The organism is Sinorhizobium sp. 8-89 (genome assembly GCF_030124325.1).
GTDB lineage: Bacteria > Pseudomonadota > Alphaproteobacteria > Rhizobiales > Rhizobiaceae > Sinorhizobium.
In genome coordinates this window covers 20,803-44,117 of sequence record NZ_JASKLR010000005.1, presented here as the reverse complement: position 1 = coordinate 44,117, position 23,315 = coordinate 20,803, and the positions used below count along the sequence as shown (strand labels likewise).

The window sequence follows — 23,315 nt, the reverse complement described above, 5'->3', positions numbered from 1 at the left end:
GTTCTATCGTTGGCACAAAGACGACTCACGACCGCGCCTCCAGTCCAAAGAATGGCGCGGCCGTTCGTACGATCGTCTCGAGGTCGGAGTATCGGGGCACGAAGCCAAGGCTCCGGTAAGCGAGACCTGCGTCAGCATAGAGCGTCGGCGGATCGCCGGAACGACGCCGATGGAATACGACCGGGACATCATGCCCAGTCACGTCGACAATGGTCCGCAGGACTTCCTTGATGGAATGGCCGCGGCCTGTACCCAGATTAAGCGCGAGGTTTCCGCCGTCTTGGGCGAGATGCCTGTATGCGAGCACATGAGCGCGTGCAAGGTCGGCCACGTGGATATAGTCACGCACACACGTCCCGTCAGGCGTGTTGTAGTCCTCGCCGAATATCTCGAGATGTGGAATTCTCCCTGCCGCGGCCATGAGCGCCCGCGGGATGAGATGGGTCTCCGGATCGTGCCATTCACCGAGGTCGCCTTCGGGATCGGCTCCAGAGGCATTGAAGTATCGCAGCGCGACGTAGTTGAGGCCGAAGGCGGCCCCATAGTCGGCGACCATGTGCTCGGCCATCAATTTGGTCTTGCCGTAGGGATTGATCGGCAGCTGCGGTGTCGCCTCGTCGATCGGCAACACCGTCGGCACGCCATAGGTGGCGCAGCTCGACGAAAAGATCATCTTGTAGAGACCCGCCTGGCGGCATGCATCGAGGAGCGACAGCGTCCCACGAACGTTATTGTTGTAATATTTGGCGGGGTCGACGACGGACTCGCCAACATAGGCGGATGCCGCGAAATGGATGACGGCGACCGGTTGATATTGTTCGATGACCTCGATCAGACGAGTCGTGTCGAGGATGTCTCCATGCACGAACGGTCCCCAGCGCACCGAGGAGCGGTTTCCGGTCGTCAGGTTGTCGTAGACGACCGGCTCGATATCCTCCAGGCGCAGGAGCTTTGCGGTATGGCTGCCGATATAACCGGCGCCACCCGTCACAAGGATGCGCGACGCGACCATCAGACCGGCTCCATGACTTTCCGCTTCGACTGCGAGAGAAGCTCGTCGAAGTAGCGAATGGTTTGCGCGAGGCCTTCCGACAAATTGACAGTCGGGCGCCAGCCGAGCTGCTCGGTTGCGAGAGAAATATCCGGGCGCCGCTGACGCGGATCATCGACGGGGAGAGGGTGGCGGACGATCTTCGACCGCGAGCCGGTCAATTGTATCACTTGTTCAGCGAGTTCGCCGATCGTGAACTCTCCGGGGTTGCCGAGATTGACCGGACCAGTGAGCGACGACGGCGAAGCCATCAGGCGGATGAAGCCGTCGATCAGGTCATCGACGAAACAGAAGGAACGGGTCTGCGAGCCGTCGCCATATATGGTGATGTCCTCACCCTTGAGCGCCTGGACAATGAAGTTCGACACGACGCGACCGTCGTCCGGACGCATCCGAGGGCCGTAAGTATTGAAAATGCGAACGATCTTGATCTCGACCCCGCGAACCTTGTGGAAGTCGAAGAACAGAGTTTCGGCGCAGCGCTTGCCTTCGTCGTAGCAGGAGCGCGGACCAAAGGGATTGACGTTGCCCCAGTAGCTTTCCACCTGCGGATGAACGTGTGGGTCGCCGTAGACTTCCGATGTCGACGCCTGAAAGATCCGCGCTCGGCGGCGCGCCGCCAAATCCAGGAGATTGAGCGACCCGATCACGCAGGTCTTCGTCGTTTGGATCGGATCGGCCTGATAGTGCGGCGGAGATGCCGGGCAGGCCAGATTGTAAATTTCGTCGACGTCGAGGTCGATCGGTTCCACAATGTCATGGGTGATGACGCGGAAGGTATCGAAACGCTTCAGCTGAGCAATATTGCGTCTCAAGCCCGTCGAGAAGTTGTCGATGCAGATGACCTCATGACCGGCGCCGAGAAGCAGTTCGCAGAGATGGGATCCCAGGAAGCCGGCGCCGCCGGTAACGAGTATTCGCTTTTGGACTTTCCGGCTTGGCGATGGACCACTGTCATCCTTTGCGCCGTACAAAGTATTTCTGAAGTCATTTCTGAAATAATTCACGGAATAATCCCCATAATATTAGCTTTTCAACAAGGATTGTTCCCCGCAGGGAGCAATAATTAGGTGATCGAAACTCTATCGCTCGAAAATACCTTCAATGTTCATCAGCAATGTTTGGAAGCAATTGTAGGGAAGTGATACAATCATCCCGCGGAGATTGTCATTATCACCCAATCCCGATAGTTATCCCGCCGTGCATTTCTACTCAAAACGGGTTATAAACTGGAACTGCAGGGTGTAGCGGACCGATTTCGCTCCACCGCAGGCTGAGTTGTGTCAAGACCGGACACGGCCCGCCGCCAGGCAATCGATCGTCTGCGCCCTTGCGGACGATCCATTTCGCTGGAGAGAGTTGTATGACGAAAGACTCCGGATCAGGAGATGACCCCGCCGAAGTCCCGGCTTGGCCTGCCCACATGGAGCGGCGGCGTTGGCCCCGCGAGCCAGCTGTGCCGAAGGATCATCAAGGCGGAAAGTCACCTGTGCTCGTGCCCTCGCGCTTCTCGACAAACGATCTGCCGCCGGTCGAACAGTTCCAATCCTGGCGCGCGCATATGGCGCCCCTGGTGGATGTCCATCTGCCGGACGGAGTGTCCGAGGCGGACGGCTTTGCGGCTGAACAGATCGGGTGGCATCTCGGCGACTTGCTGGTCGTTCAACAGCGTACGCCGGGATTTAGCTACACACGTTCGCTGGCGATGCTGCGCTCCAGTCCGATCGATCATTGGAACGTCGGGCTATTTCGCAGCGGCCGGGCATGGACCGAAGTCGACCGCCGCGTCATGGAAGCCGGGCCGGGAGAGATCTTTTTCAGGTCACTCGGCTATCCCTATCGTGGCCGGACGACGGAGGCTGCAACCGTACTTCTGTTCATGCCGTTTGAATTGCTAGCCGATGACGCGAGCACGCTCGAGATTGCGAACAATTCGGTCTTGTCCGGCAGTCTGGCCGACTTGCTCGTGAACTATATCAACGGCATGGAGGCAAACCTCGGCAACATCACAGTCGAGGAGGTGCCTCGCGTCGTTCGCACGATACGCGACATGGTCGTCGCTTGCGTAGCGGCGGTGAGGCCGGACCCAGCCGGGCCCCAGCCGAAAATGGGAGTGATGGAGCGGGCACACCGATACATCCATGTCAACCTGCACTCTGCCGACATGACGCCCGAAAGGATATGTCGTGAGCTGGGCATCTCTCGTACCCGCCTCTATCAGCTCTTCGAGCCGAGCGGCGGCGTGCTAAACTACATCCGCCGGCGTCGGCTGCTGCAGGCCTATGCCGATCTCAGCGATCCGACGAACAATCGGCCCATAGGGGAAATTGCGGAAGCGGCCGGTTTCGAAGTAGCCGCCAATTTCACCCGCGCGTTCAGTCACGAATTCGGAGCGAGCCCCCGCGAAATCCGCAGGGCTGCGGCCGCAGAACGGCCCATGGTACCTGCTACGCCTTCCGAGAGGAATATCGGCTCTACGATTGGCGATTGGCTCAAGGCCGTCCAAGGCTAATGCAAGAGAGTTGCCCGCGCACAATTGCAGTGCGCAAGATTGGCGCCGCGGCAGAATGGGCGGCAGCCACGCGTCGCACGGCTCGTCTTCAGCCCAGCCTGAGATCGACGCCCGGATGCAGCTTCTTGAGGTTTGGCAGAGACTTCGATTGCCAGGGAAACTCTGAGCTTCCGCGGACCGTGAATTGGATGTTCGGCCGCTTGCGCGCCTCGATCGTGAGCTTCGCAAGCAGGTTGATTCCGGATGAATTGAGAAACTGCAATCCCGTGAGATCGACGGTCATGCGATCCGGCTCAGTCTCGAGGACGCTCATCACCAAGGAGAAAATCGGGGCATAGGCCTCGGTGCTGGGCAGGCGCATCGTGCCATCGAAATAGATGTCCTTGCCTTCCGACCAAACGCGATATTCGTCTTCGTTGATTTCCATATTTTTTGCTGCCCATTAGTTCGAGAGCTCGGGGACCGTAATCGCGGCATAGGTTTCCAGCGGGATGTCGCTGTTCTGTCCACCGGGTCCAAAGACCCAAGCAAAGTGGGCACCATAATCGCTCATGAGGGTCAGAAGGCCAAGTCCGGAGCCTGAGCCCGAGCCCGTCGCATTCGCTTCGATCCGTTCTATGAGGAGGTCGCTTGGATCGCCTGTGGTTATTTCCGAAAGCAAGTGCTGGAATTGCTCAGCCGTATCCTTGTCGATGAAATTGGAGACCTTTGCCCGAAAGGCGCTGGCGGCGATCGACGCTTCTACGATGATTTCGCCGGAAGCACGGAACTTCATTGCGTTTTCAATAAGCTCGTTCGTCAGATAGCCGACATTGTGCCGCACCTCCTTATAGAGATTGCGGGTGGTTTTATAGCGCAACGCAGCGAACTCGGCGACGAAGTCCGAAGTGATTGCGCAGTGTTTCCAGCTGAGATCGAGCGGACCTTCAAAGAGACGAAGTCTCGTCACATCTTCGCCCGTTCCGATCGCGAGGTCCTCCAGTCCGTATAAGGTCGTCATCCGCTTACCTGTGCCTCATCACTACCAGTGTAATATCGTCATGAATCTTCTGCGTGCCGATATGTGCCATCAGATCCTCGATGATTCCTGATTTGACATCCTCGGCGCTTCGGCCGTAGCGACGACGCGCGCTCTCACAGAGCCTTTCGATGCCAAAGAGTTCGCCGCTCCGATTCTCCGCCTCCGTTACGCCGTCGGTATGGAGAATGATCATGTCCCCATGCCCAAAGGAGATGTCGCGCGTTGCCACGAAGGGCGATATGTCCGGCTCCAATCCGATCGGCAGCCCGAGGTCGAGTGTGTCTATCCTCTCCACGTCTTTTAGGTTTCTCACGACGATCAGTTCTTCATGCTGGCCAGAGAGCGTCAGGCGCGCGCCGTCGTAATCGAGGAATGCCAGCGACAGATGCTTGTCGGTGCTGGTTCGGACGAGATTCTTGTAGATGGCGCGGTTTACGCGGTTGAGAAATTGCGATGGGTCCATCTCCCCGACTTCCTGCAGAGCCCGCGCGACGGATTGAACCATCAGCATCAGCACGCCACTCTCGAGACCGTGCCCGGTTACGTCGCCGATCCCGATCTTCAGCCGCTTTCCGTTCTTCAAGACATCGTAGTAATCGCCGCCCACCTCGTCCGCAGGCCGCATGTAGGCTGCGATTTCCAGATCGGCGATTTCCTCAAGCTCGCCGGCTTTGGGCAGGACCATCATCTGGATGCGCCGAGCGACTGCCAGTTCGGCGCCGAGACGCAGATTTTCACTGCGCAACTTCTGGTTTAGCGCTGAGATCTGCAGGTTCGCCTCTTCGATCTCTTTCGTGCGATCCTCGACGAGCTGTTCAAGGTTCTCTGTGTGGAAGCTGATCTGCTCCGCCATTCGATTGAAGGCCGCGCCGGCCTCGCCGACTTCGTCGCGGGTCGGGATATTGACCCTGACGGAATAGTCTTTGGCCTGAATGCGTTTGGCGGCATCGGCAAGTGCACTGATGCCGCCGGTGATCCGCTTTGAAATGGCGAACACGGCGGCAGTAACGAAACACAGGGACACGAGGAGCGCCAGGACCTGATAGATCACGATCCTGTTCGTCGCCTCTGAAATTCCAGCCTGAGCAGCAAACAGCGACGCGTAGATTTCGCGCTCCGGCACGACAATGCCAAGCATCATGGTTTCACGACGAACAGGGCCAGAAAGCCAAAGGTTTGTCGGCTGGAGCTGCTTCAATACAACGAGGTAGGGTACCCTCTCGCCGTTCTCGACTAGTAGGATATGCTTGAGCAGTCCGTCCTGGCCCAGGGGCAACTTCGCAATTTCCTGCTGCACGCTTTTGCGCAACGAGCGATCGAGGCCCGTCACACCTTCGCTGCCGGCCGCGCTCGACGCCCGAAGTCCGATGACTTTTTCTCCGACCGGATTGATGGCGACGACGTTGCCATCCGACATAGCCAGGAAGCCGAAGCCGTTGTCGGCGACCTTGACGTTCTCGACGATCTGCGCCAACTGGTCGAGCGTAATATCCGCTCCGGCGGCGCCAGCTACGCGCCTGCGGTCCCGAGACCACAGCGGCTGAAAGAAGCTGACGATGAGCTTGCCGGTGATAGCATCCGTGTATGGCGCTGTCTGGGTAATGTCGTCGCCCACCGGACGCTTCCTGCGATCGCTCGCCCACTGCTCCCACGAGTCGTAGAGTCCGGGAAAGAAGAACGACCAGAATTCCGCCTTGTTGTGTCCGGGATAGAGCTTGTCGAAGGTTTGGGCCTGATCCGTGTAGGGCGCTGTCCTGAAGATCGGCCGCTCCTTAGGGCCGATATAGTACATCTGTAGCTTTGACTGACCGTTTGCGAGAAGGCTCGGCGCGACCAGATCGAGCACCGCGCTGTTCTCTATGTCCGTCTGCACCTCAGGAAGCGGCACGTGGTTCGCGTCAAGGAGATAACCCCAGACGCTGACGACTGACAAAGGGCCGGGCAGGTTCTGAGCCCACCCTCCCTTCTGGTCGTATGCAACGGTAACGGCCCCCGGCGCTCCGCGCGCCATCGCTTCGCCGATCTGGGATTTCCTTACGGGCCGATCGATCTGCTCCTGGAGAACACCCGCGAGCGTGCCGACGTCGGAGTGGACCTGATCAATGAGCAGATTGACGCGAGCCGCCGTCGTTTCAGCATAGGAACGGATATAGTCCTGGCTCGCTTTCTCCAGACCACGGCCGACCTCCGCTGCGGCATCGCGGGAGAGTCTCTGAACATTCCATAGCGCCAGACCGCCGGTGACGAGCAGATCAAAAAGCACCGCGCCTCCGACGATGAGAACGAATTTGGCGCGGAAGGAGCGCAAGCCTAAACGGTTGGTCTGCTCGCCGGGGGCGCTCATAGCGGTTTGCGTCCTGACGCGGCCCAGATCGGCCAGCCGGCGTAACCCTTCGGGTGGAGCGCAGCGAAAATGTGGTCCCGGAACCCCTGACGGAAACGTTCAATGAACTCGGGAGGATCACCGCGCTTCACGGCCATTTCGCCAGCATAGACGTTCTCCCAGGCAGCGATGATGTCGGCGAAGTCCTGCGGATCTCCATCGAGGTTGGTGACCATGAACGATTCGACGACGATGTCGTCGAAGCCAGCTTCGGCGAGATAACGCCGGCTCTTAGGCCCGAGCTCGACGTCCATCTCGAAATGGCCGAACAGCTTGGCGACCTCCTCGTAGGTCCACTGGATGCTCTGTGATCGCGGCTCGCCGAGGCAGTGCGAGTTCTTTTCATTGGTCATGTACACTCGCCCGCCGGGCTTGCAGATCCGGTAAAGCTCTTTCAAGAGCACGTCCGGCTGGTTGAAGATCTGCAGCGAATGACGGCAGGTCACGAAGTCGAATTGGTTGTCCTCGAGCAACATCTCCGAAGCATCGCCGTAAGTGTATTCGATATCGGTGATGCCGAACCCTGCCGCCACGTCGCGCGCATAGGCAAGGCTTGCCTTCGAATGGTCCAGGGCGACGATTCGTGCTGGCTGGAACTCCTTGCGCACAAGCATGGCGAAATCGCCGATGCCGCAGCAGATGTCCGCCATCACCATTCCGGGGCGGATGCCGTGACGAGGGAGAATGGCGCGCTCGTGGCGCCAGGTCATTTTCGTCTGCGTCCGCAGTATCGGAATGAAACTCGCGTTCTCCACGAAGCTCTGGCCGGGATAGAACTTGGAATCATAGACCTCGACAGTGACCTGCGGTTCGATCTTGTTCAGGTGCCCGAACATGCGTTCGGTCCAGCCCACGACGCTCGACGTTACCACCACGAAGCGGAGATCCGATCTTTCACGACAGGCATCGAGAACGACACGTGCGAAAGCGTGAAAGGCCGTGTTGTTCATCTGAACCAGGCGTTTTACGTTGATGTAGAGGACGCCTCGCACCTGATCGATTGCGCCCTTGAGCGTTGAAATGCTCGCCGCGATTTCATCGACCGAGCGCGGCCGGATCACTCCCGAAAGAGAAAACTCCTGGCTGTTCGGGTCGAATTCCACGTTGAAGGGCGAAAGGGCTGTCGTACTCAACTCACGATTCCTTCCAGAGGCAGGTCGATGACAATCGTTATTTGCGGAGGATCGCTTTCCTCCAGCCGAAGCCGGGCATCGAAATTGATCGCCAGATCGAGCAGGACGGCCTCCCTGCTCGGAGCGAGATCGGTCGAAATGGCATCGATATAGCGCGCGTAGGCATTTCCTCTTCGGGTCTTCGAGACCGCTTCTCGATAGAACTGTCTCTGGCCCGGCGGGCAGGGAAAGGTGAGCTTCACCCGTTCCATGGGACCGTGTCGATAGACGGCGCAGCCAATCCGCCCGTCGAGAGAACCGCCACGGAATGACACCTCCAGGAGTTCATTGAGGGCGAATGAAAAGAAATTCGAATGCCGAATAGGATCCGTTCGATTGTGGCTGATCATTCGCGCCATGAAAGTCGACAGCTGGTCGCAGTTGTGCCAATCCGAAAGAAACGTTCCCATCGCCATCTCGACTTGGAGCAGGGGTTCGAAATGGCCGTCCGCGGCCTCGTTCTCAAGTCCGTTCATGCTGCTTCCTCCTCCGAGCGCAAACCTGGTTCAAGCTTGTCCAGACGATTTCAACGCTCCTTCGCTCACGTTCGTAAAAGGCCCGCAGGCGACTTGCGGAGAAATGCGCCAATTGCTTCGGCAGGCATGGGGAAGCCCAGGAAATATCCCTGCAGGCGGTCGCATCCCTCTTTCTGGAGCCAGGCCGCCTGACCACCGGTTTCCACCCCTTCGGCGGTAACATTCATGCCTAGGCCATGCGCCAATGCGATGATGGAGCGCACGATTGTCTGGCTCTTCTCGTCTGCCTCGAGGTCCTTGATGAAGTACTGATCGATCTTGATGGTGTCGAAGGGGAAATTCTTGAGATAGCTGAGCGAGGAATAGTAGGTACCAAAATCGTCGAGCGAAATCCGCACGCCGAGCACATTCAAGGTATTGAGCGTATCGAGGTTGTTGATCGTTCGCTCCAGCAGCACCGACTCGGTAATTTCGAGTTCAAGACGGTCGGCGCGAATTCCGACGAGATCGAGCGTTTGAGCCACGCGATCCGTGAGACCTTCGTGCAAGAATTCGGCGGGAGACAGATTGACGGCGAGTGTGAAGTGAGGCGGCCAGGTTATCGCCGCCCGGCACGCGCGCTCCAGCAGCCATTGGCCGATCTCGCTCATGAGACCATCAGCCTCAGCCATCGGAATGAAGACATTCGGCGGAATGATGCCGACCAGGGGGTGGCGCCATCGCAAAAGCGCTTCGAAGCCAACGACCGAAGACGATGTCTTCACGAGAGGCTGGTATTCAACGAAAAACTGACCCTCCTGCAGGGCCGAGCGGAGGCCTCGGCGTAGCATTTCCCGTTGTTCGAGCACAACGAGCATGGAGCGGGTGAACGTCCTTGCTCGCCCACGGCCGTCCGTCTTTGCCGCATAGAGCGCGATGTCGGCAGCCTTCATCAGTTGCTCGACTTCGTTGCCGTCTGCCGGCGCAACGGCAACTCCGACGCTTGCGCCGACGAAGACATTGATGCCTTCGACCGTGAATGGTGTCTTGAACGTGTTGACCAGCGCCTCCGCCAGGCGCTCGGCCTCCTTGGGCTGGTCGGCCCTCCATTGGATGACCGCGAATTCGTCGCCGGCCAGCCGGTACGCGAATTCCCGATCCCTCAGCACGCTCCTGATCCGTTCCGCTGCCATCTTGAGAACGTCGTCGCCAGCGCTGTGGCCCAATGTGTCGTTGATCGGCTTGAAATCATCGAGATCGATTTGCATGAGCGCTAACCGCGCACCGTTCGGCACGGGCAATGCGCCGCGCAAATGATCACTGAATTGCCGGCGGTTCGGCAATCCGGTCAAAGCATCATGGGTTGCCTGATGCAGCAGAAGCGCCCGATCGCTCTCGCTTTGGCTGGATGTCTCGCGGTAGGCGGAACTGCTTTCCGCTTCGACGATCCCGATACCATTGGCACTGCGAAAGATGATGAGGATGCGGCGATTTCCCGTCGCCATATCGGCGATCTCGACCGTTCGCGGCAGTCCGTTCCCGATGACAAATTCGATGGCGGACTTCGGGCCGGGCGCCAACAGTTCGGGATAGATGTGCCAGAGAGTTGTCTCGACGAGCGAGTCGACGCCGTACGTTCTCCGGTGTGCTGCCGAGCAGCCGACGAGATGGAAGCCCTCGTCGTAGAAAGAGACGAGTTCGTCGGTATTGGTGAGAAAGCAGCTCTCAGGGGGATATGAAGCTGACATCGTCGCATCCGCGTCCGGCATCCTAGCCCTCCACTCCCTTCCCTTTGCTCCTCGTCCGAGCCGTCTCCGTTCTATTCAGAACCCGACGACGTGCGTTGACTCAGGTCAATATCCAACGCAGTCGTACACCCACAAGTTATGGCGGAAGATGTCGCGGTCAATGCCGCTCGACCAGTGAGGTCGGCGGGATTTTCATAGATTCACCATGGAAACACTCAAATTTAAGGGGTTATTCGATGTCTCGTGTCGATGAATGTTGAACACGTAGCGGCTGTAAAGCGACAGCCGAACCGGCGCGCGCCTCTGGCTGTCGTCGGTGGTGCAGTGTCGGGTAAATCCCGATCATCCGGAACCATCGCGCTTGCCAGCTATTGTTGCGCGAAAGGAGAGCGCCGATGACCACTGATATCCGAAACGCCAGATTTTACGTATTAGAGCAGGACGATCCCTCCACCCCCGCCGATGCAATTCCCGTCAGTTTCGAAGAAGCCTTCAAGGAGGCTGAAAAGCTGACGGCCAGCGGTCGCGCTGTTCACGTTCTTTATACCGAGGAGGCAACTCAGACACAATTGAACCGCTTTGCCGACGCTGGCTTGCGAACAAGCCTTGCTCCGAAAGGTTAGGAGAAATTGCCGAGGATCAGCGCTATCTTGCTGGCCCACCTCCTGGGATTTCATCGCCTGAGCGGCGCGAGTTCGCCACGAGACCATGAGGCCGCTACCGCGGGCGCGGGTCGAGCCCAGCAAGTGGTAGCGGAGCTAGGTTGCGTCGAGGCCACCACAAGGCCCTCATCGGCGAAGAACAGAAGACTGCACTCGATCACACGTCAGGGTCAGAAACTGCTTGCGCAACGGAGAGGAAGCACAGAGCGGATTACTCCGTGCAGGTCGGCCAACTTGTATTTCGTTGTCTTCCCGTATCCGATCATCTGTTCCTCCTGTTGAAGTCGCGTTTGCCCCTGTTGCGCATGAGGATTTCGGACAGGACCCTTCGGTCATCCCCCGACATGGCGGCAATCCACTGGTTGGTGAAATACCGCAATTCATGGGTGGAGAAGGGGGCCGGGTTCCTCGCGTAGGGGACGAGAGTGTCGATGAGCGTCTGCCCCAACAGAAGCTTGTCCCAGTCCTCCTTGATATCCGGCTCTGTCTCCTTCGGCTCGACCGTGATCACCCGTGGAACCGTCTTGATCGTGGCGCCGGTGAGAACCGGCCTGCCCTGCAGAGCCGTCACGTTCCTGGAAACCTCCGGCTTACCAAACAACCATTCGACTAAGCTCATCGCTTGCGCTCCAACATCGCAGTCACTTCTCGTCATCTGGTACGGCGCGCGCGAAGAACGAAGCGGGCGAGAAGATCCTCCGCTGTTCGATCCTTCATTGGTGGGGTTGCGCAGACGCCAAGTGCGGCATCACAGGTCGGCCCGGGTGCTTTCGTTTTCCACCGCGCTGTGCGCTGATATAGACTACATTAAACCTTTTGATCCATTCGGCCTGTTGGCCGATACCTCTTCCGGAGAGGGTCACCCGGTTGGCCTAGTCCGTCTGATGACTCTGCCGCTTGGTTTATTAGCCACCGCTTCTTCGAAGCGCGCAGGTTGCTTGGTGTTAAACGTTCTTCCGCTGATCTGACCTGTACTGAACTGGTCGCCTCAGGGAGAATTGATCTCCTACTGCAGGGCGTATCTACCGATGACAGCGACCAAGCGTGGTCTTTCGATGCGGTCGACTGCAAAAATGCAACGGGCAGGCGTGAATATGCGACCCGAACTTCTCGCTTCTTGTTGCCGCCTATACTTCCGACATGTGCGGCAGTCACATCGAGCCTCGACCGGTCCGGATTATCACGCGCGGCGGCTGCGACTGGACCGACCGCTTCCCTTCGATCGCCGACGATGCGCGCTTGCCGTAAAACAGCCATCCTCGATGGCGAGGCAGTTGTGCTCGACGACAAGGGCCGATCCATGTTCGACACGCGTTGGGGCGCCGTCGCTGTCATCGACCGTCTGTGCCGGGACCTCCCCGCCGCCTGGTCTAGATGATGACTTGCTCTCCCAACTCGACGACACGATTTGGAGGCAGATGGAAGTACTCGGTTGGATCAATCGCCGAGTCGGCCATGACGATGAAGAGCTTGTCCTGCCACTGCGGCAGTCCTGATTGGGAGTCTGCTATCAGCTTGCGCCGGCCGAGATAGAAGGATGTCGACATGATCTCGAACTTGAGCCCTTCCTTTCGGCAGCGCGCCAGGGCCCTTGAGACATTCTGATCGTCCATGAAGCCGAATCTCAGCTCCAGTAGGCTGAACCGGTCCGTGAGCTTTGTAATTGTGTAGCGGTCCTTCTCAGGCACGTACGGGATCCTGGCGGTTTTGATGGTCAGGATGACATTGTGCTGGTGCAGCACGTGATTGTGCTTGATGTTGTGCAACAGAACAGCCGGAGTCGTGTCGGGCGTGGCCGTCAGGAAGATCGCTGTTCCGGGCACGTCGACAGGAGCATGCTCAGACTTTCGTTCGACCATGGCTATGAACTGGCTGAGCGGAATGTCCTGGCGGGCCGTCTTTTCGCGCAGCAGTCTGACACCCTTGCGCCAGGTCCACATCATCGTAATCAAGGTGCCGGCGATGAGGATTGGCACGTAACCCCCATGGTGAACCTTGAACAGGTTGGCGCCAAGAAAGACCAGTTCTAGGCTGAACAATGGAAGCAGGACGGCTATTGCCGTCAACGTGGGCCAGGCCCATTGGCGGCGGACGAATTCGAAGGCGAGGATAGTATCAATCACCATCGCGCCGGTGATTGATACGCCGTATGCGGGGGCAAGGGCTTCGGAACTACCGAACAACAGCATGAGGGCGAGCACGCCAATCAGCAGAATGCTGTTGACCAAGGGCAGGTAGATCTGACCTGTCTGCGTTTCCGAGGTGTAGCAGATCTCGAACCTTGGCAGGAAGCCGAGGTGGATCGCTTGCCTTATGAGCGAGAACGCTCCGGTGATCACGGACTGGCTGGCGATGATCGTTGCGGCAGTGGCAAGGATCACCATCGGCAACAGGGCCCAGTTCGGGAACATTAAGAAAAACGGGTTGGAGAGGGCGTCGGGATGGGACAACACTAGCGCGCCCTGTCCGAGGTAGTTCAGCGCAAGAGCCGGAAACACGACGGCAAACCAAGCCGTCTGGATGGGGAGGCGCCCGAAATGGCCTAGATCGGCATAAAGCGCCTCGGCTCCGGTCACTGTGAGGAAGATGGCGCCGAGCACGATAAAACCTACGAGACCGGCATTCCATAAGAAGGCAACCGCATTGAGCGGGTTGAATGCTGAAAGAATCGCCAAATCGTCGCCGATATGCGCGACGCCGGCAGCGGCCATGACGAGAAACCAAATTAGAGTGATTGGGCCAAAGAATATCGAGACGGCCCCGGTGCCACGGGATTGCACGGCAAAAAGCAACACGATTATCGCGACGGAGATCGGAAGGACATAATCGTGAAGCGCCGGCGTCACGAGCTTCAATCCCTCGACGGCCGAGAGCACCGACAGCGCCGGCGTGATCATCGCGTCACCGACGAACAGGGCGGCACCGAGAATGCCGGCAAAAAACATCAGGATAGGATACTTGGTTCCCCTCTTCATCAACAGGGCGAGCAGGGACAAGGTGCCTCCCTCACCATCGTTATCGGCACGAAGCAGAAAGAGCACGTACTTAATGGTAACGATGGCTGTCAGCGTCCAGATCACGAGCGAGACGAGACCGATGACCTCGTCTCGCCCGACCCCACCTGGTCCAAATGGACGCAGTGCCTCACGGAAGGCGTAGAGAGGACTGGTCCCGATATCACCGTAGACCACGCCGATTGCCCCAACGGTCAGCGCCAGAAACCGCGGCAGATTGTTCGTTTGTGCTGGTACGTGGTCGAGGGAGTCGGCCAATGTGTTCTCCCAGCGTTGATTGGGCGACCTGCTGATGCAGCCGACGGCGCAGATACCGCCGCCCGTTCGAGAGTCGAGCCACCGAACTAACTGAACCGCGTTCTTATTTGTTCCTGCTTAAAGAACACCGGAACGCTCACCCCTTCTGGTGAAAACGGCGTATAACCGTCGACTGCGTCTCATGCAAGAACAAGCATTCCATGATCGACGAGGACATTGCCGCCAGTCCTGGGCGGCGTGGCAGCTTCGTGTGTCGATGAAATGCCCTTAGGGCAAAGAGCGGCATGCAGTTGGCTAATCGCAGAAGAATGGGATGCCCTTCAAACCTTGCGCTCCACCAATCCCAGAAGCGAGACTCCCGACTAATGTGTGCCGGTTCTCCCAACTGGAATTGGGCAGGATCCCACATTCGCATCCCTAAGCTCGCGAAGCTTGCGCGGAAAAGGGCAAGCCGCCTAAGCCAAAGGAACTATCCTGAGCTAGGTCACGAGGCCGAATTAATGAATTTGGGGGATGCCCTAATCCCTTTTTGAAGCTCGCTGCTGTCAACTGGCTTTGCTACCCTAAGCAAGGTGTTTGCGGATCATCAGTGCCGTGCGCATGAGCTTCGTGCCAGTCGCGCATGGACGGAAGGATCAGAAATGGATCTTGTTCAGAGATCCAAGGCCGCGTGCGACCGCCGTGCATTCCTTTGTAGGAGCCGAACCTTGGGAATTCCAAGGCCTCGGGCCCGGCAGGTGCCGGTTGGTGCCGCCCTGAGCCTCATCCCGTTCTGCCTTATTGTGCTGCTTGGATCGCCCGCAAGAGCGACTGACGACAGGCTATCCCTGCAAGACACGGTCGGGATGCCAGCCGTCGGTCTGCGTGCGAGTGAACTGACGGAACCGATTGCCAACCGCTTGCACGCCAAACGCGGCAGCCAGGGAACTCCGGCCACGACGGTACTGCGACGAACGCCGGCGCCTGAAGGACCGTCATCGCGCGCCGCCACAGCTATCGGGCGGCGCCCGACGGGGGAGCAACCGCGCATCGAGGAGCCTTCGGCGACGGAACTATCGCAAGCTCTCGCGCAAGAGCGCTCAAGGGTCAAAGCTTTACTTCGCGATCTGGCGGCCGCTCGCGCGGAGCTCGAAACGGTTCGTGGAGAAGCGCGAGCTGCCCGTCGGGCCGACGAGAAAGACGCGTTCCTGCACAAACAAGGCCTCGCTGTGGAGCGTCAACTGGTTGCCACCTTGACGCAGGAACTCAGTGCCGCCTGGGCCGATCTCAAAGCTATGAGCGTTCAACTCGAGCAGTCAGCGAACGCGGCGGTGCGAGCGAGGGAGGCTGCGGAAGCAGCGGTCAACAAGGCTCATGAGGTGGCCGAGAGCGAACGTGCTAAGAATGACGCATTGGAGCAAGAGCTGCTCGCCGCGCGCAAGGAAGTCGCCGCCATAAAGGGCGCTGCGCCAACGGCTCGTGGTGAGCGTGAGGAAATTCTCCGCCGGGACCTGGCGGCGGCCAGAAGCGAGCTTGATGTACTACGGCGCGCCGCCGCCGCCGCTGACGCTCAGGCACAAAGAGCGGCCGACAGGGCGGCCGCAGACGGTCAAGCCGCTGAAGAACAGCGCCAACGAGCCGAGGGGCTCTCACACAATCTGACCAAGGCCAGAAGCGAGCTTGACGCAATACGGCGCGCCGCCGCCGCTGACGCTCAGGCACAAAGAGCGGCCGACAGGGCGGCCGAAGACCGTCAAGCCGCTGAAGAACAGCGCCGACGAGCCGAGAGGCTCTCACACGATCTGATGGCGGCCAGAAGCGAGCTTGATGCAACACGGCGCGCCGCCGCCGCCGCTGACGCTCAGGCACAAAGAGCGGCCGACCGGGCGGCCGAAGACCGTCAAGCCGCTGAAGAACAGCGCCAACGAGCGGAGGGGCTCTCAGACGATCTGGTGGCGGCGCTGCACGAGATGCAGGATTTACGGGCCAAAGCCGCTGGGGCAATCCGATCAAAGGCCGCCGCGCTCAGAGCGCGACACGTCGCGGAGGCATCTTTGGCCGCCGCGAGGCGAGCGCTTGACGACGAGCGGCACAAGCTTGAAGCCTATGAGCACGATATTGCCTTGACCCGCCAGTCGACCGCTTCGCTGAAGGCTCTCGTCGATCGGGGCGCGGCAGAGCGGGATGCCGCCGTCGAGGCCCGGAAGTTTGCCGAGGCGGCGGCAAAGCAGGCTGGTGCAGCGCTCGTGTTGGAGCGTGAGAAGGGAAGATCGCTCGCGCGCGATCTGGACACTGCCCGTCAGGAACGCGACACGGCAAAGGAAGAATTGAGTCGGGTCTCAGCGGCGCAGCGCAAGGCGCTCGGAGACGAGCGCGAGCGGGTCAACGGCCGAAAACTTGGGGCCTCTAAGGAAAATGACGGCCCGAACGCCCGAACGGAGCGCCGCATTTTGGATGTCGAACAGGTAGCAAAGTCGCGGGCCAGCGGTCGCGCAAGTGAACGTGCAAGGAAGCACTCTGTAAGGACGAGCGCTCGATCGGCCCGTGAACCAGCGTTGCGGGAAGTCCGCCGGGTGAAGGTGCGCAAGCCGACGCCATCCGCTCGACCTCTGACGATCGTGCTCCCCAACGCACTGCTCCCCAAAGAGCGGCTCGTGAATGGCCTTTGGTAAACCAACTGGAAGGCGGTTTTCGAGGGTGGATTTGCCGAAGATGAGGAAAATCGCGATGCGCAAGTACCTCGCTGCTACCTTGTTGATCGCAGTTGCGATCGGGCCCGCCTGGGGTCTCGGCCTCGGCGTCTCGGCCGGCGGTGTCGGGCTCGGCGCCAGTGTAAGCGTCGGCAAGAATGGCGTCTCGGTGGGGATTAGTGCGGGCGGAGCAAAGGTGGGAGCCTCGGTCGGCAAGAATGCGGGATCAAGCAGTGGGTCCCGCAGCAAGGCCGGCGGGAAGAGTGGCGGCATATCGAAAGGCTCCCATTCGGGTGTCGGGTCATCGAGAGGTGGCGGAAAGGGCGCCAGTCAGGGAGGTGCCTCAGGTGGTGCGGCTAAAGGTTTCGATCTGGGGGGCAGGTCGGCGAGGGGAGCGATATTGGATAACAATCCGACGAATGCTTCAGGCAATTCGGTTAACACGAAAGCTGGCGTTGCTCCCGCGACCGCGACACGGCAATCCGCTGTCCTGCCTCGCATGCTTTTGCCGTTAAAACAGAAGCGCGCCGTCAACGAGCGAGGCGAATGGGGTTACCTGTTACGGGTGCCAGCGCCAGCAGCAGCGATTCCGGCTACCCGGGGCACCGTGGCTCGCATCTGTCTTCACGCGATCGCGTCGGCGGCCTCCCCCCTTGGAGCCGTGCGGGTGCGGGCGGCAAGCGCCGGCCCCTTGCACCGGGATCGCGGCGGCGGTCTGACCGCCCCGCTGACGGTTCGCATAGACTATGCCGGTCCGAACAACGTCGAGGTCCGTCAGGCGCGAATCAGCTGTCGCCTCGATTCCTCCGGCAGAGTTATCGCGGTGATTTAGACGAGGCCTCGGCCTTACTGTGCAGGAAGCAGTCTCCTGGCAGCGTTCAGAAAAAATCCTGTGGCGAGATACGTGCGGTGGTCGTTGCGCTTCACCGCCGCGGAGCGTCTGGCCGACGACCGTGACCCGGGGGGCGTGCGGCACCGGAAGCGAGGTGATCATCGAAGGCGCTGACTTCTATCGCGGGGTCAACATAGTCGCCCGTCTCCATTGATGGCCAAGGCGAGCGGCGTCTACGGTGGGGACATACAGCCAAACGCGTGAAATGACACCACGCATTGTCTCGGCCGAGGCTACAAACGCATCAACCCGGCGGTTTCCCGCCTGCTCCGGTATCCGTTCCGATCAGGCGCTCGGGGCGATCCGCGAAGTCGGCCCGAATCGTGGGAAAGGGGAGTGTCTGCAGCGGAAGTGAAATGGGGCAGGCCCCAGAGCGGGCGGTATTGGGGGCATTGGGACGTCGCTCTGGGACCTCATGGCCCACGACGGTTGCCACTGACGATTCCGTCGAATTGGCCGCCATGGATAGCAGGAGCCATAACCAGAAAGATACCGCGACTGGCGGCGCGGCGCATCGGACCTTTGGCCCTACATTAGCCTCTGGAAATCGGACCAAAGTCGGAAAGGTTCGGCCGGGTCAAAGCATTCGGCAAGTGGCTAGGACTTTTGGCGGATCAAATCGGACTAAGGTCCCATGGATCAAGGTTAACGCCCCCCTAGCTCTCTAGGGGTTCGCTGCGGCGGGCACTCACAAGAACCTAATCATTTCAGCAAAAATTTAGAGTGGGGCCTGTGCCTTTGCGCGGGTCCCGCTTGTGTTGGTTCTACCGTCAGTTCTGACATCCATGATGTCGTGGGGAGCGTGGTTGGACCAGAACGCGCCGGTTGAGGCTTCTGTCGATTGGTCTTTGGGCAAGGAAAGAAGGTCCCAGAACGCCAGAAGGGACTGTTGCCATCGCTCTGGGACCCCAGCGAGCTTGACGGCGGCGTTGGAGAAGCCGCCGCTGGCGCCCAACCGCGGATATGTGTCGCCAGGAACATTCCGCAACGGGTCTAAGACCTCTGGCGATGCCATATCGGACTAAGGTCCCAAGGGGCTCACCCTCGCGCGCGAGCATCGCGAAGCGAGGCTGCCACCGTCGTCATCGATTACGGCTGGTTGGCCGGGAGCTGCGGTTCCTTGAGGGCGGTCTCGCCCTCCCGTCGATAGCGTTCCGCCATTTTATGGACGTCTTAACACAGACCCCGAAAACCGCGGCGACGGTCGTCGGCCGCAGTCCTTCGGCCACCGCGTGCGCAATTAGGGCTCCATCCTCAAAGAATCACTGAAGCTTCGACAACCTCAGCCTTCCGGGTGAGACCGGACGGGCAACCTGTTGAAAGCTCGCATCTAGCTCGCTTGATTGAATCAATATGCCATAATTTTTACGGTCGGGACTTTGATTTCCCTTTTCCACCCTTTCCAGCGCCTTTTTTGGACCCGCCACCGCCACCGCCGGATTTTGCGATCGCATCGGATGTGAGACTGGTTGAGAGTAGCATCGTCACCAGCGGAGGAGTTACCGCTGCGAAGCGCCCGCAACTTTTCAGAAACTCACGCCGATCTTCATCGCTCCGCGAGATCTGTAGATCTGATTTTTCCTGATCCATAGCGCTCTCCTCTTGCTGGAGCATTCTACAGCACGGGATAATATGTTGCCATATATCCGGAAGCATAGGACTTCAGCAGTTCGGTGGTCCTGGCCTGCACCGAGGCATCGAGCCCCGATTGGACTTCGTCGCAGATCAGAAGTTGAAACCGCCGCCGGCGTGCATGCAGCAAGCGCGGAGGGGCCTTTGGCCAGTGGGGCGGCACCTGTAGCTGACCGCAGTTCATCAGTGAACGGCTTCGCGCCGCTCGACGTTACCTCCTGCTGGAAAAATGCAGTGCCAACTGCCGCTTCAACCGGCGGCAATCAGCCACTGCCGGTTGCCGCCGGTTCTTCGTTAGATCCTATTCGCTACGGTCGTAGGAGAACTGGATGCCGGGAGTACCGCCGGTTTCGATGAACAGGTTCATGAAAGCGGGGACGGCATCGCTGCGTTTCCAATCTCGCGAACCGGCCTGCCTTCGGTAGAGTTGCCGACGATGATCGTAGTTTTGTTTCAGTTCTGGAATCCAGTCCGGGCGCAATGCTGACGTGTAAAGAGTCGGGCATTGCCTACGTTCGCGCAAATGCGCCATGGGCGGGAGTGCGATAGCCGGGCACTTGCGCGGCAACGCGTTCAGATGACGGGCGAGGACGACGAGCTGCTGCCGGCTGACGGCGGACAGATCGGTGTCAGTCCGACCCCTCTCCGCCAGTAAATCACACCTCGCCAGCGATCGCGCCACTCGCCGGCATCGCCGCCCTATTCTCCGCCAAAGCCTGCCTTGCCCAACACGCCCAGAGTTCGGAAGGCGGTAGCCAGAACCAGCCTCCTTTCTCATCCCCAACGACTTCCGACTTGCCGACGTAGGCGCATGCCGACGTCAGAAGGCAGATCCACGCTGCGCGCTTTTCGTGATCCCGCTCGGCTGTGACCTTCCGAAGCAGAACCTCGTTGCTCCAACCGATGGACCGAAGGAGGTTTTGGAGCACGCCGCTTTCGACGGCGTGGTCGTACAACCAGTCGAATTTCTTGCGCTTCGCCGCCCTGGACATGGCAAAACGCTGATCCTCGAGAAGAACGCCGAGAAAGGCGTTGGGGAAAGCCTCGATGATCGCGGTGCCGGGAACGACGGATTTGCCGATCATGCGCGCAGCCGCAAGGTGCCTGATCTGCGCCGCCGTCTCTGCGGCAGCTTTTCGCAGGTTTCGACCATAGCCGTGATGGCTGAGTCCCGGCTTGCAACGCGCATGGAATGCGCCGCGGATAAAGAGCCGCTCGCACAAGCGGTCGAGGTCATCGGGAGCGTCGGGCGGCGTCAAGGGTCCGTCGATCGCGATAACGGCGAATGTCGTCGACGCGGGAATGTGACGCTTTCGGCGGTCCCAGTCGGTGTACGTCCTCGCAGAACCGAGATCCTCGCCGACGCTCCACGCGATCCCGGTGGTCGGTCGCGACAGCGAGTATCCGACGTCAATGCCGAGCAGGTTTTCGAAGCTCATTTCTTTCACGGTCAGCTCCCAACCCTCCGACGAGAAAGCCGCTCCTTCCTCAAGCCTGCAGTCCTTACCCTCGCGCGTTCGTGCGCAGCCATGTCTCCAGCGCCGCGATCATCGTCAATCTGAGGCTTGCGCCACGGGCAAGCGCATGGGCCAGGGAGTGGTCGTGGGGTGGGAACCCGATTTCGTGCATCACGTCGTCCGGCTTCAATCGGCGTCGGAACATGATCGCTTCGATCTCGGCGATTGTGGAGGGGAGCAGATAGCGGCCGCTTGCGATAGGAGCCTCTGCTGCACGCGCAGACGGCGTGGGGATTAAGGCTGGTGCCGCCGTTGCCGATGGGGCGCCCGTAGCCGCGAGCCAGGTCAGAAAGGCATCGCGCTCGGTACCAGTCGCCTTCCTCCAGGAGTTCTTGAGCTTGTCCAGCCGGGTGCGCTCCGGTTTTATCCCGGCGATCGCGAGGGCCTTGCGCAAGGATGGGATCTTGCCGGCAACAAAAGCGCCGTGAACGTCAGGGAACTCGGACCTGAGTCGCTGCAGATCGTGTGCATTGTCCAGCTTCGTCTTCTTCGCCATCCTCACATCCGTCATCGAAATTCGGTGATCCTCTATCGTGCCTGGAAGGTAAGCGCGAGCGAAAAGGCTGCCCAGGGATTGCAGCCGCGCTGTTGAAAGACGGCGGCCGGCGATTTCCCTCAAGCTCTGCACAAGTCGGCGCGCCTAATTATCGCCTCAACAGCCGGAATGTAACGCGGCGAAGAAAGGACGATGCGATGTCCAACGATATTGAGCACTATAGCGACCCCGAGGATGCGACCGTGGCCCTGTTCCTTATGAACAATGACGGCGACGAACTCACCGATATTCTGGTTGCTGCGCTCGAGGATGCATTTCGGATTCTCGATGAGGATTGGATGTCGCAGACGATGCATTGAGGCTAGAGCATCCCGCTTTCAGGTGGAATCACCCAAAGCGGATAAGACGCTCTAGAATCAAAGTGCTGGAGCGCCCTTGTGCGTTCATCTGAACGCACGGCGTTCTAGGCCGCGCCATTCAGCCGACTTGCAGTAACGCTTCGACCGATACGCTCGCGGCCAAGAGCATCCCGTCCGTCCCGCTCCGCCCTACCAGCATCAAACCCGTCGGCAGGCTTGTGCCTGCCATCGGCAGCGTGATTGCCGGCAGATCGAACTGGTTGGCCACTTGCGTGTTGCGCAACAGCAGATCCTCGACGCGACGGTACTCCATTTTGTCCTGCTCGACCGAGGCGATGCCGACGGCGGGAATCGGCGTGGTCGGCAGCAGGACGAGGTCGAAGGGCGTCAGCCGCTCGTCCATGGCGCGAACGAGATCCTGCCGCGTCCGCAGCAGCTTTTCGAGCGCTGCGTCGGACACCGCCAGGCGGCGGCGAAGCGTCGCTTTTACCCGGCTATCGACCCGCTCATCCTCGTCCTTGAGCCAGTCGCGGTGGATCCGACTGCCTTCTATCCCCGCGATCGAGCCGATTGAAGTTGCCTCGGCAAAGCGGGCGAGGAGATCGTCGATCACGCAGTCGACGAGCGTTACGCCGGCACACGAGAGGATTTGCATGCTTCCCTCGAAGGCCTCCGCAACCTCGGGCGTCAGGTTTTCGAGGAGCGCGCCCTTCGGAATGCCGAGCGTCAGGCCGTCGAGCGGCAGCGGCGCAAGTGGCTTCGGTGTCTCGCCGGCCATGATCGCGTCGGCAAGCGCGCAGTCGGCGACGGTCAGGGCAAGCGGGCCGATCGAATCGAGGCTCGGCGACAGCGGAAAGGCGCCGTCGAGTGGCACGCGCCTGGCGGTCGGCTTGAGTCCGACGAGGCCGTTGAGAGCCGCCGGAATGCGCACCGATCCGCCGGTGTCGGAACCGATAGCGATCTCGCTCGTGCCCTCGGCCACCGAGACGGCCGCACCGGACGATGAACCTCCGGGAATGAGGCTCGGGTCGCTTGCGTTGCCGGGCACGGGATAATGCGGATTGAGCCCGACGGCCGTGAAGGCGAATTCGGTCATGTGTGTCTTGCCGAGAATTACGGCGCCGGCCGCGCGCAGACGTCGGACGATCGCCGCGTCAGCCGCGGCAGGTACTGCCGCGCGGCGGACGATCGAGCCGGCAAGCGTCGGCTCGCCAGCGATGTCGAACAGGTCCTTGATCGAGAGAATGCGGCCGTCGAGCGGGCCGAGGCTCTTCCCGTCGCTGAGCCTTCGGTCGGCGGCGTCGGCTTCGGCGCGGGCGGCGTCCGCATAGAGTTTCATGAAGACGCGTTCTTCGTCCCGGCGTGCATCGAGGCGGGCAAGGATTGCTTCGAGCCGGTCGCGAGAGGGGGTATTCGATCGGGGCAAGGCGAAAGACCTCGTGAATGGGATAGCCGCTGCTGCATGATTCCTTAA

The 23,315-nt window shown here is 59.9% G+C and carries 20 protein-coding genes; 5 read left to right on the top strand and 15 right to left on the bottom strand.

The window, feature by feature from the left end; all coding sequences use genetic code 11:
* Positions 1-25: 25 nt before the first annotated feature.
* Together galE and QN219_RS12460 are read right to left on the bottom strand one after the other, a co-directional pair.
* A complete protein-coding gene (gene galE, locus QN219_RS12465; protein WP_284000000.1) occupies positions 26-1,012 on the bottom strand; it encodes a UDP-glucose 4-epimerase GalE in 987 nt (328 codons plus the stop codon).
* Positions 1,012-2,025 carry an SDR family oxidoreductase gene (locus QN219_RS12460; protein WP_284000286.1) on the bottom strand — a complete coding sequence of 338 codons (1,014 nt, stop codon included), beginning with the start codon at positions 2,023-2,025 and terminating at the stop codon, positions 1,012-1,014. The genes galE and QN219_RS12460 overlap by 1 nt, the downstream gene beginning before the upstream one ends.
* Before the next feature lie 389 nt (positions 2,026-2,414).
* Here QN219_RS12460 and QN219_RS12455 point away from each other — a divergent pair, with 389 nt between their 5' ends.
* Positions 2,415-3,563 carry an AraC family transcriptional regulator gene (locus QN219_RS12455; RefSeq protein ID WP_283999999.1) on the top strand — a complete coding sequence of 383 codons (1,149 nt, stop codon included), beginning with the start codon at positions 2,415-2,417 and terminating at the stop codon, positions 3,561-3,563.
* Between the two features lie 88 nt (positions 3,564-3,651).
* Here the strand turns inward: QN219_RS12455 and QN219_RS12450 are convergent, their stop codons facing one another.
* From QN219_RS12450 to QN219_RS12425, 6 genes are all read right to left on the bottom strand, one after another.
* Positions 3,652-3,990, bottom strand: coding sequence for a slr1659 superfamily regulator (locus QN219_RS12450; RefSeq protein WP_269286228.1), 339 nt, complete (start codon positions 3,988-3,990; stop codon positions 3,652-3,654).
* Positions 3,991-4,005: 15 nt separating this feature from the next.
* Positions 4,006-4,563 carry a slr1658 superfamily regulator gene (locus QN219_RS12445; RefSeq protein WP_269286226.1) on the bottom strand — a complete coding sequence of 186 codons (558 nt, stop codon included), beginning with the start codon at positions 4,561-4,563 and terminating at the stop codon, positions 4,006-4,008.
* 4 nt (positions 4,564-4,567) lie between these two features.
* Positions 4,568-6,928 (bottom strand): SpoIIE family protein phosphatase, encoded by a 2,361-nt coding sequence (locus QN219_RS12440; protein WP_283999997.1) that lies wholly within the window; start codon positions 6,926-6,928, stop codon positions 4,568-4,570.
* The gene (locus QN219_RS12435) at positions 6,925-8,100 is read right to left on the bottom strand and encodes a class I SAM-dependent methyltransferase (protein WP_283999996.1); all 1,176 of its coding nucleotides are present in this window, start codon (positions 8,098-8,100) and stop codon (positions 6,925-6,927) included. Before QN219_RS12435 ends, QN219_RS12440 begins: the two co-directional genes overlap by 4 nt.
* On the bottom strand, positions 8,097-8,615 hold the full coding sequence (locus QN219_RS12430) for a ubiquinone biosynthesis methyltransferase UbiE (RefSeq protein WP_283999995.1): 519 nt from the start codon (positions 8,613-8,615) through the stop codon (positions 8,097-8,099). The genes QN219_RS12435 and QN219_RS12430 overlap by 4 nt, the downstream gene beginning before the upstream one ends.
* Positions 8,616-8,680: 65 nt before the next feature.
* On the bottom strand, positions 8,681-10,363 hold the full coding sequence (locus tag QN219_RS12425) for a bifunctional diguanylate cyclase/phosphodiesterase (protein ID WP_283999994.1): 1,683 nt from the start codon (positions 10,361-10,363) through the stop codon (positions 8,681-8,683).
* Between the two features lie 374 nt (positions 10,364-10,737).
* Here QN219_RS12425 and QN219_RS12420 point away from each other — a divergent pair, with 374 nt between their 5' ends.
* A complete protein-coding gene (locus tag QN219_RS12420; protein WP_283999993.1) occupies positions 10,738-10,965 on the top strand; it encodes a hypothetical protein in 228 nt (75 codons plus the stop codon).
* A gap of 301 nt (positions 10,966-11,266) precedes the next feature.
* Here the strand turns inward: QN219_RS12420 and QN219_RS12415 are convergent, their stop codons facing one another.
* A complete protein-coding gene (locus tag QN219_RS12415) occupies positions 11,267-11,623 on the bottom strand; it encodes a hypothetical protein (RefSeq protein WP_283999991.1) in 357 nt (118 codons plus the stop codon).
* A gap of 751 nt (positions 11,624-12,374) precedes the next feature.
* Positions 12,375-14,276: a potassium transporter Kup gene (locus QN219_RS12410; protein ID WP_283999990.1), complete on the bottom strand. Its 1,902-nt coding sequence runs from the start codon at positions 14,274-14,276 to the stop codon at positions 12,375-12,377.
* 845 nt (positions 14,277-15,121) lie between these two features.
* Between QN219_RS12410 and QN219_RS12405 the strand changes: the two genes are divergently transcribed.
* Together QN219_RS12405 and QN219_RS12400 are read left to right on the top strand one after the other, a co-directional pair.
* Positions 15,122-16,927 (top strand): hypothetical protein, encoded by a 1,806-nt coding sequence (locus QN219_RS12405; protein ID WP_283999989.1) that lies wholly within the window; start codon positions 15,122-15,124, stop codon positions 16,925-16,927.
* Between the two features lie 55 nt (positions 16,928-16,982).
* Positions 16,983-17,777: a helicase gene (locus QN219_RS12400; RefSeq protein ID WP_283999988.1), complete on the top strand. Its 795-nt coding sequence runs from the start codon at positions 16,983-16,985 to the stop codon at positions 17,775-17,777.
* 1,425 nt (positions 17,778-19,202) lie between these two features.
* Here the strand turns inward: QN219_RS12400 and QN219_RS12395 are convergent.
* The 4 genes from QN219_RS12395 to QN219_RS12380 all read right to left on the bottom strand — a co-directional run bounded on the left by QN219_RS12395 (position 19,203) and on the right by QN219_RS12380 (position 21,482).
* Positions 19,203-19,427 (bottom strand): hypothetical protein, encoded by a 225-nt coding sequence (locus QN219_RS12395; RefSeq protein WP_405052132.1) that lies wholly within the window; start codon positions 19,425-19,427, stop codon positions 19,203-19,205.
* Positions 19,428-19,770: 343 nt separating this feature from the next.
* Positions 19,771-20,151: a hypothetical protein gene (locus QN219_RS12390; protein WP_283999987.1), complete on the bottom strand. Its 381-nt coding sequence runs from the start codon at positions 20,149-20,151 to the stop codon at positions 19,771-19,773.
* Positions 20,126-20,908: a DUF429 domain-containing protein gene (locus tag QN219_RS12385; RefSeq protein ID WP_284000285.1), complete on the bottom strand. Its 783-nt coding sequence runs from the start codon at positions 20,906-20,908 to the stop codon at positions 20,126-20,128. Before QN219_RS12385 ends, QN219_RS12390 begins: the two co-directional genes overlap by 26 nt.
* A gap of 64 nt (positions 20,909-20,972) precedes the next feature.
* Positions 20,973-21,482: a hypothetical protein gene (locus QN219_RS12380; protein ID WP_283999986.1), complete on the bottom strand. Its 510-nt coding sequence runs from the start codon at positions 21,480-21,482 to the stop codon at positions 20,973-20,975.
* Positions 21,483-21,679: 197 nt separating this feature from the next.
* Here QN219_RS12380 and QN219_RS12375 point away from each other — a divergent pair, with 197 nt between their 5' ends.
* Positions 21,680-21,841: a hypothetical protein gene (locus QN219_RS12375; RefSeq protein ID WP_283999985.1), complete on the top strand. Its 162-nt coding sequence runs from the start codon at positions 21,680-21,682 to the stop codon at positions 21,839-21,841.
* A 118-nt stretch (positions 21,842-21,959) separates the two neighbouring features.
* Here the strand turns inward: QN219_RS12375 and QN219_RS12370 are convergent, their stop codons facing one another.
* On the bottom strand, positions 21,960-23,267 hold the full coding sequence (locus tag QN219_RS12370; protein ID WP_283999984.1) for an amidase: 1,308 nt from the start codon (positions 23,265-23,267) through the stop codon (positions 21,960-21,962).
* Positions 23,268-23,315: the final 48 nt, after the last annotated feature.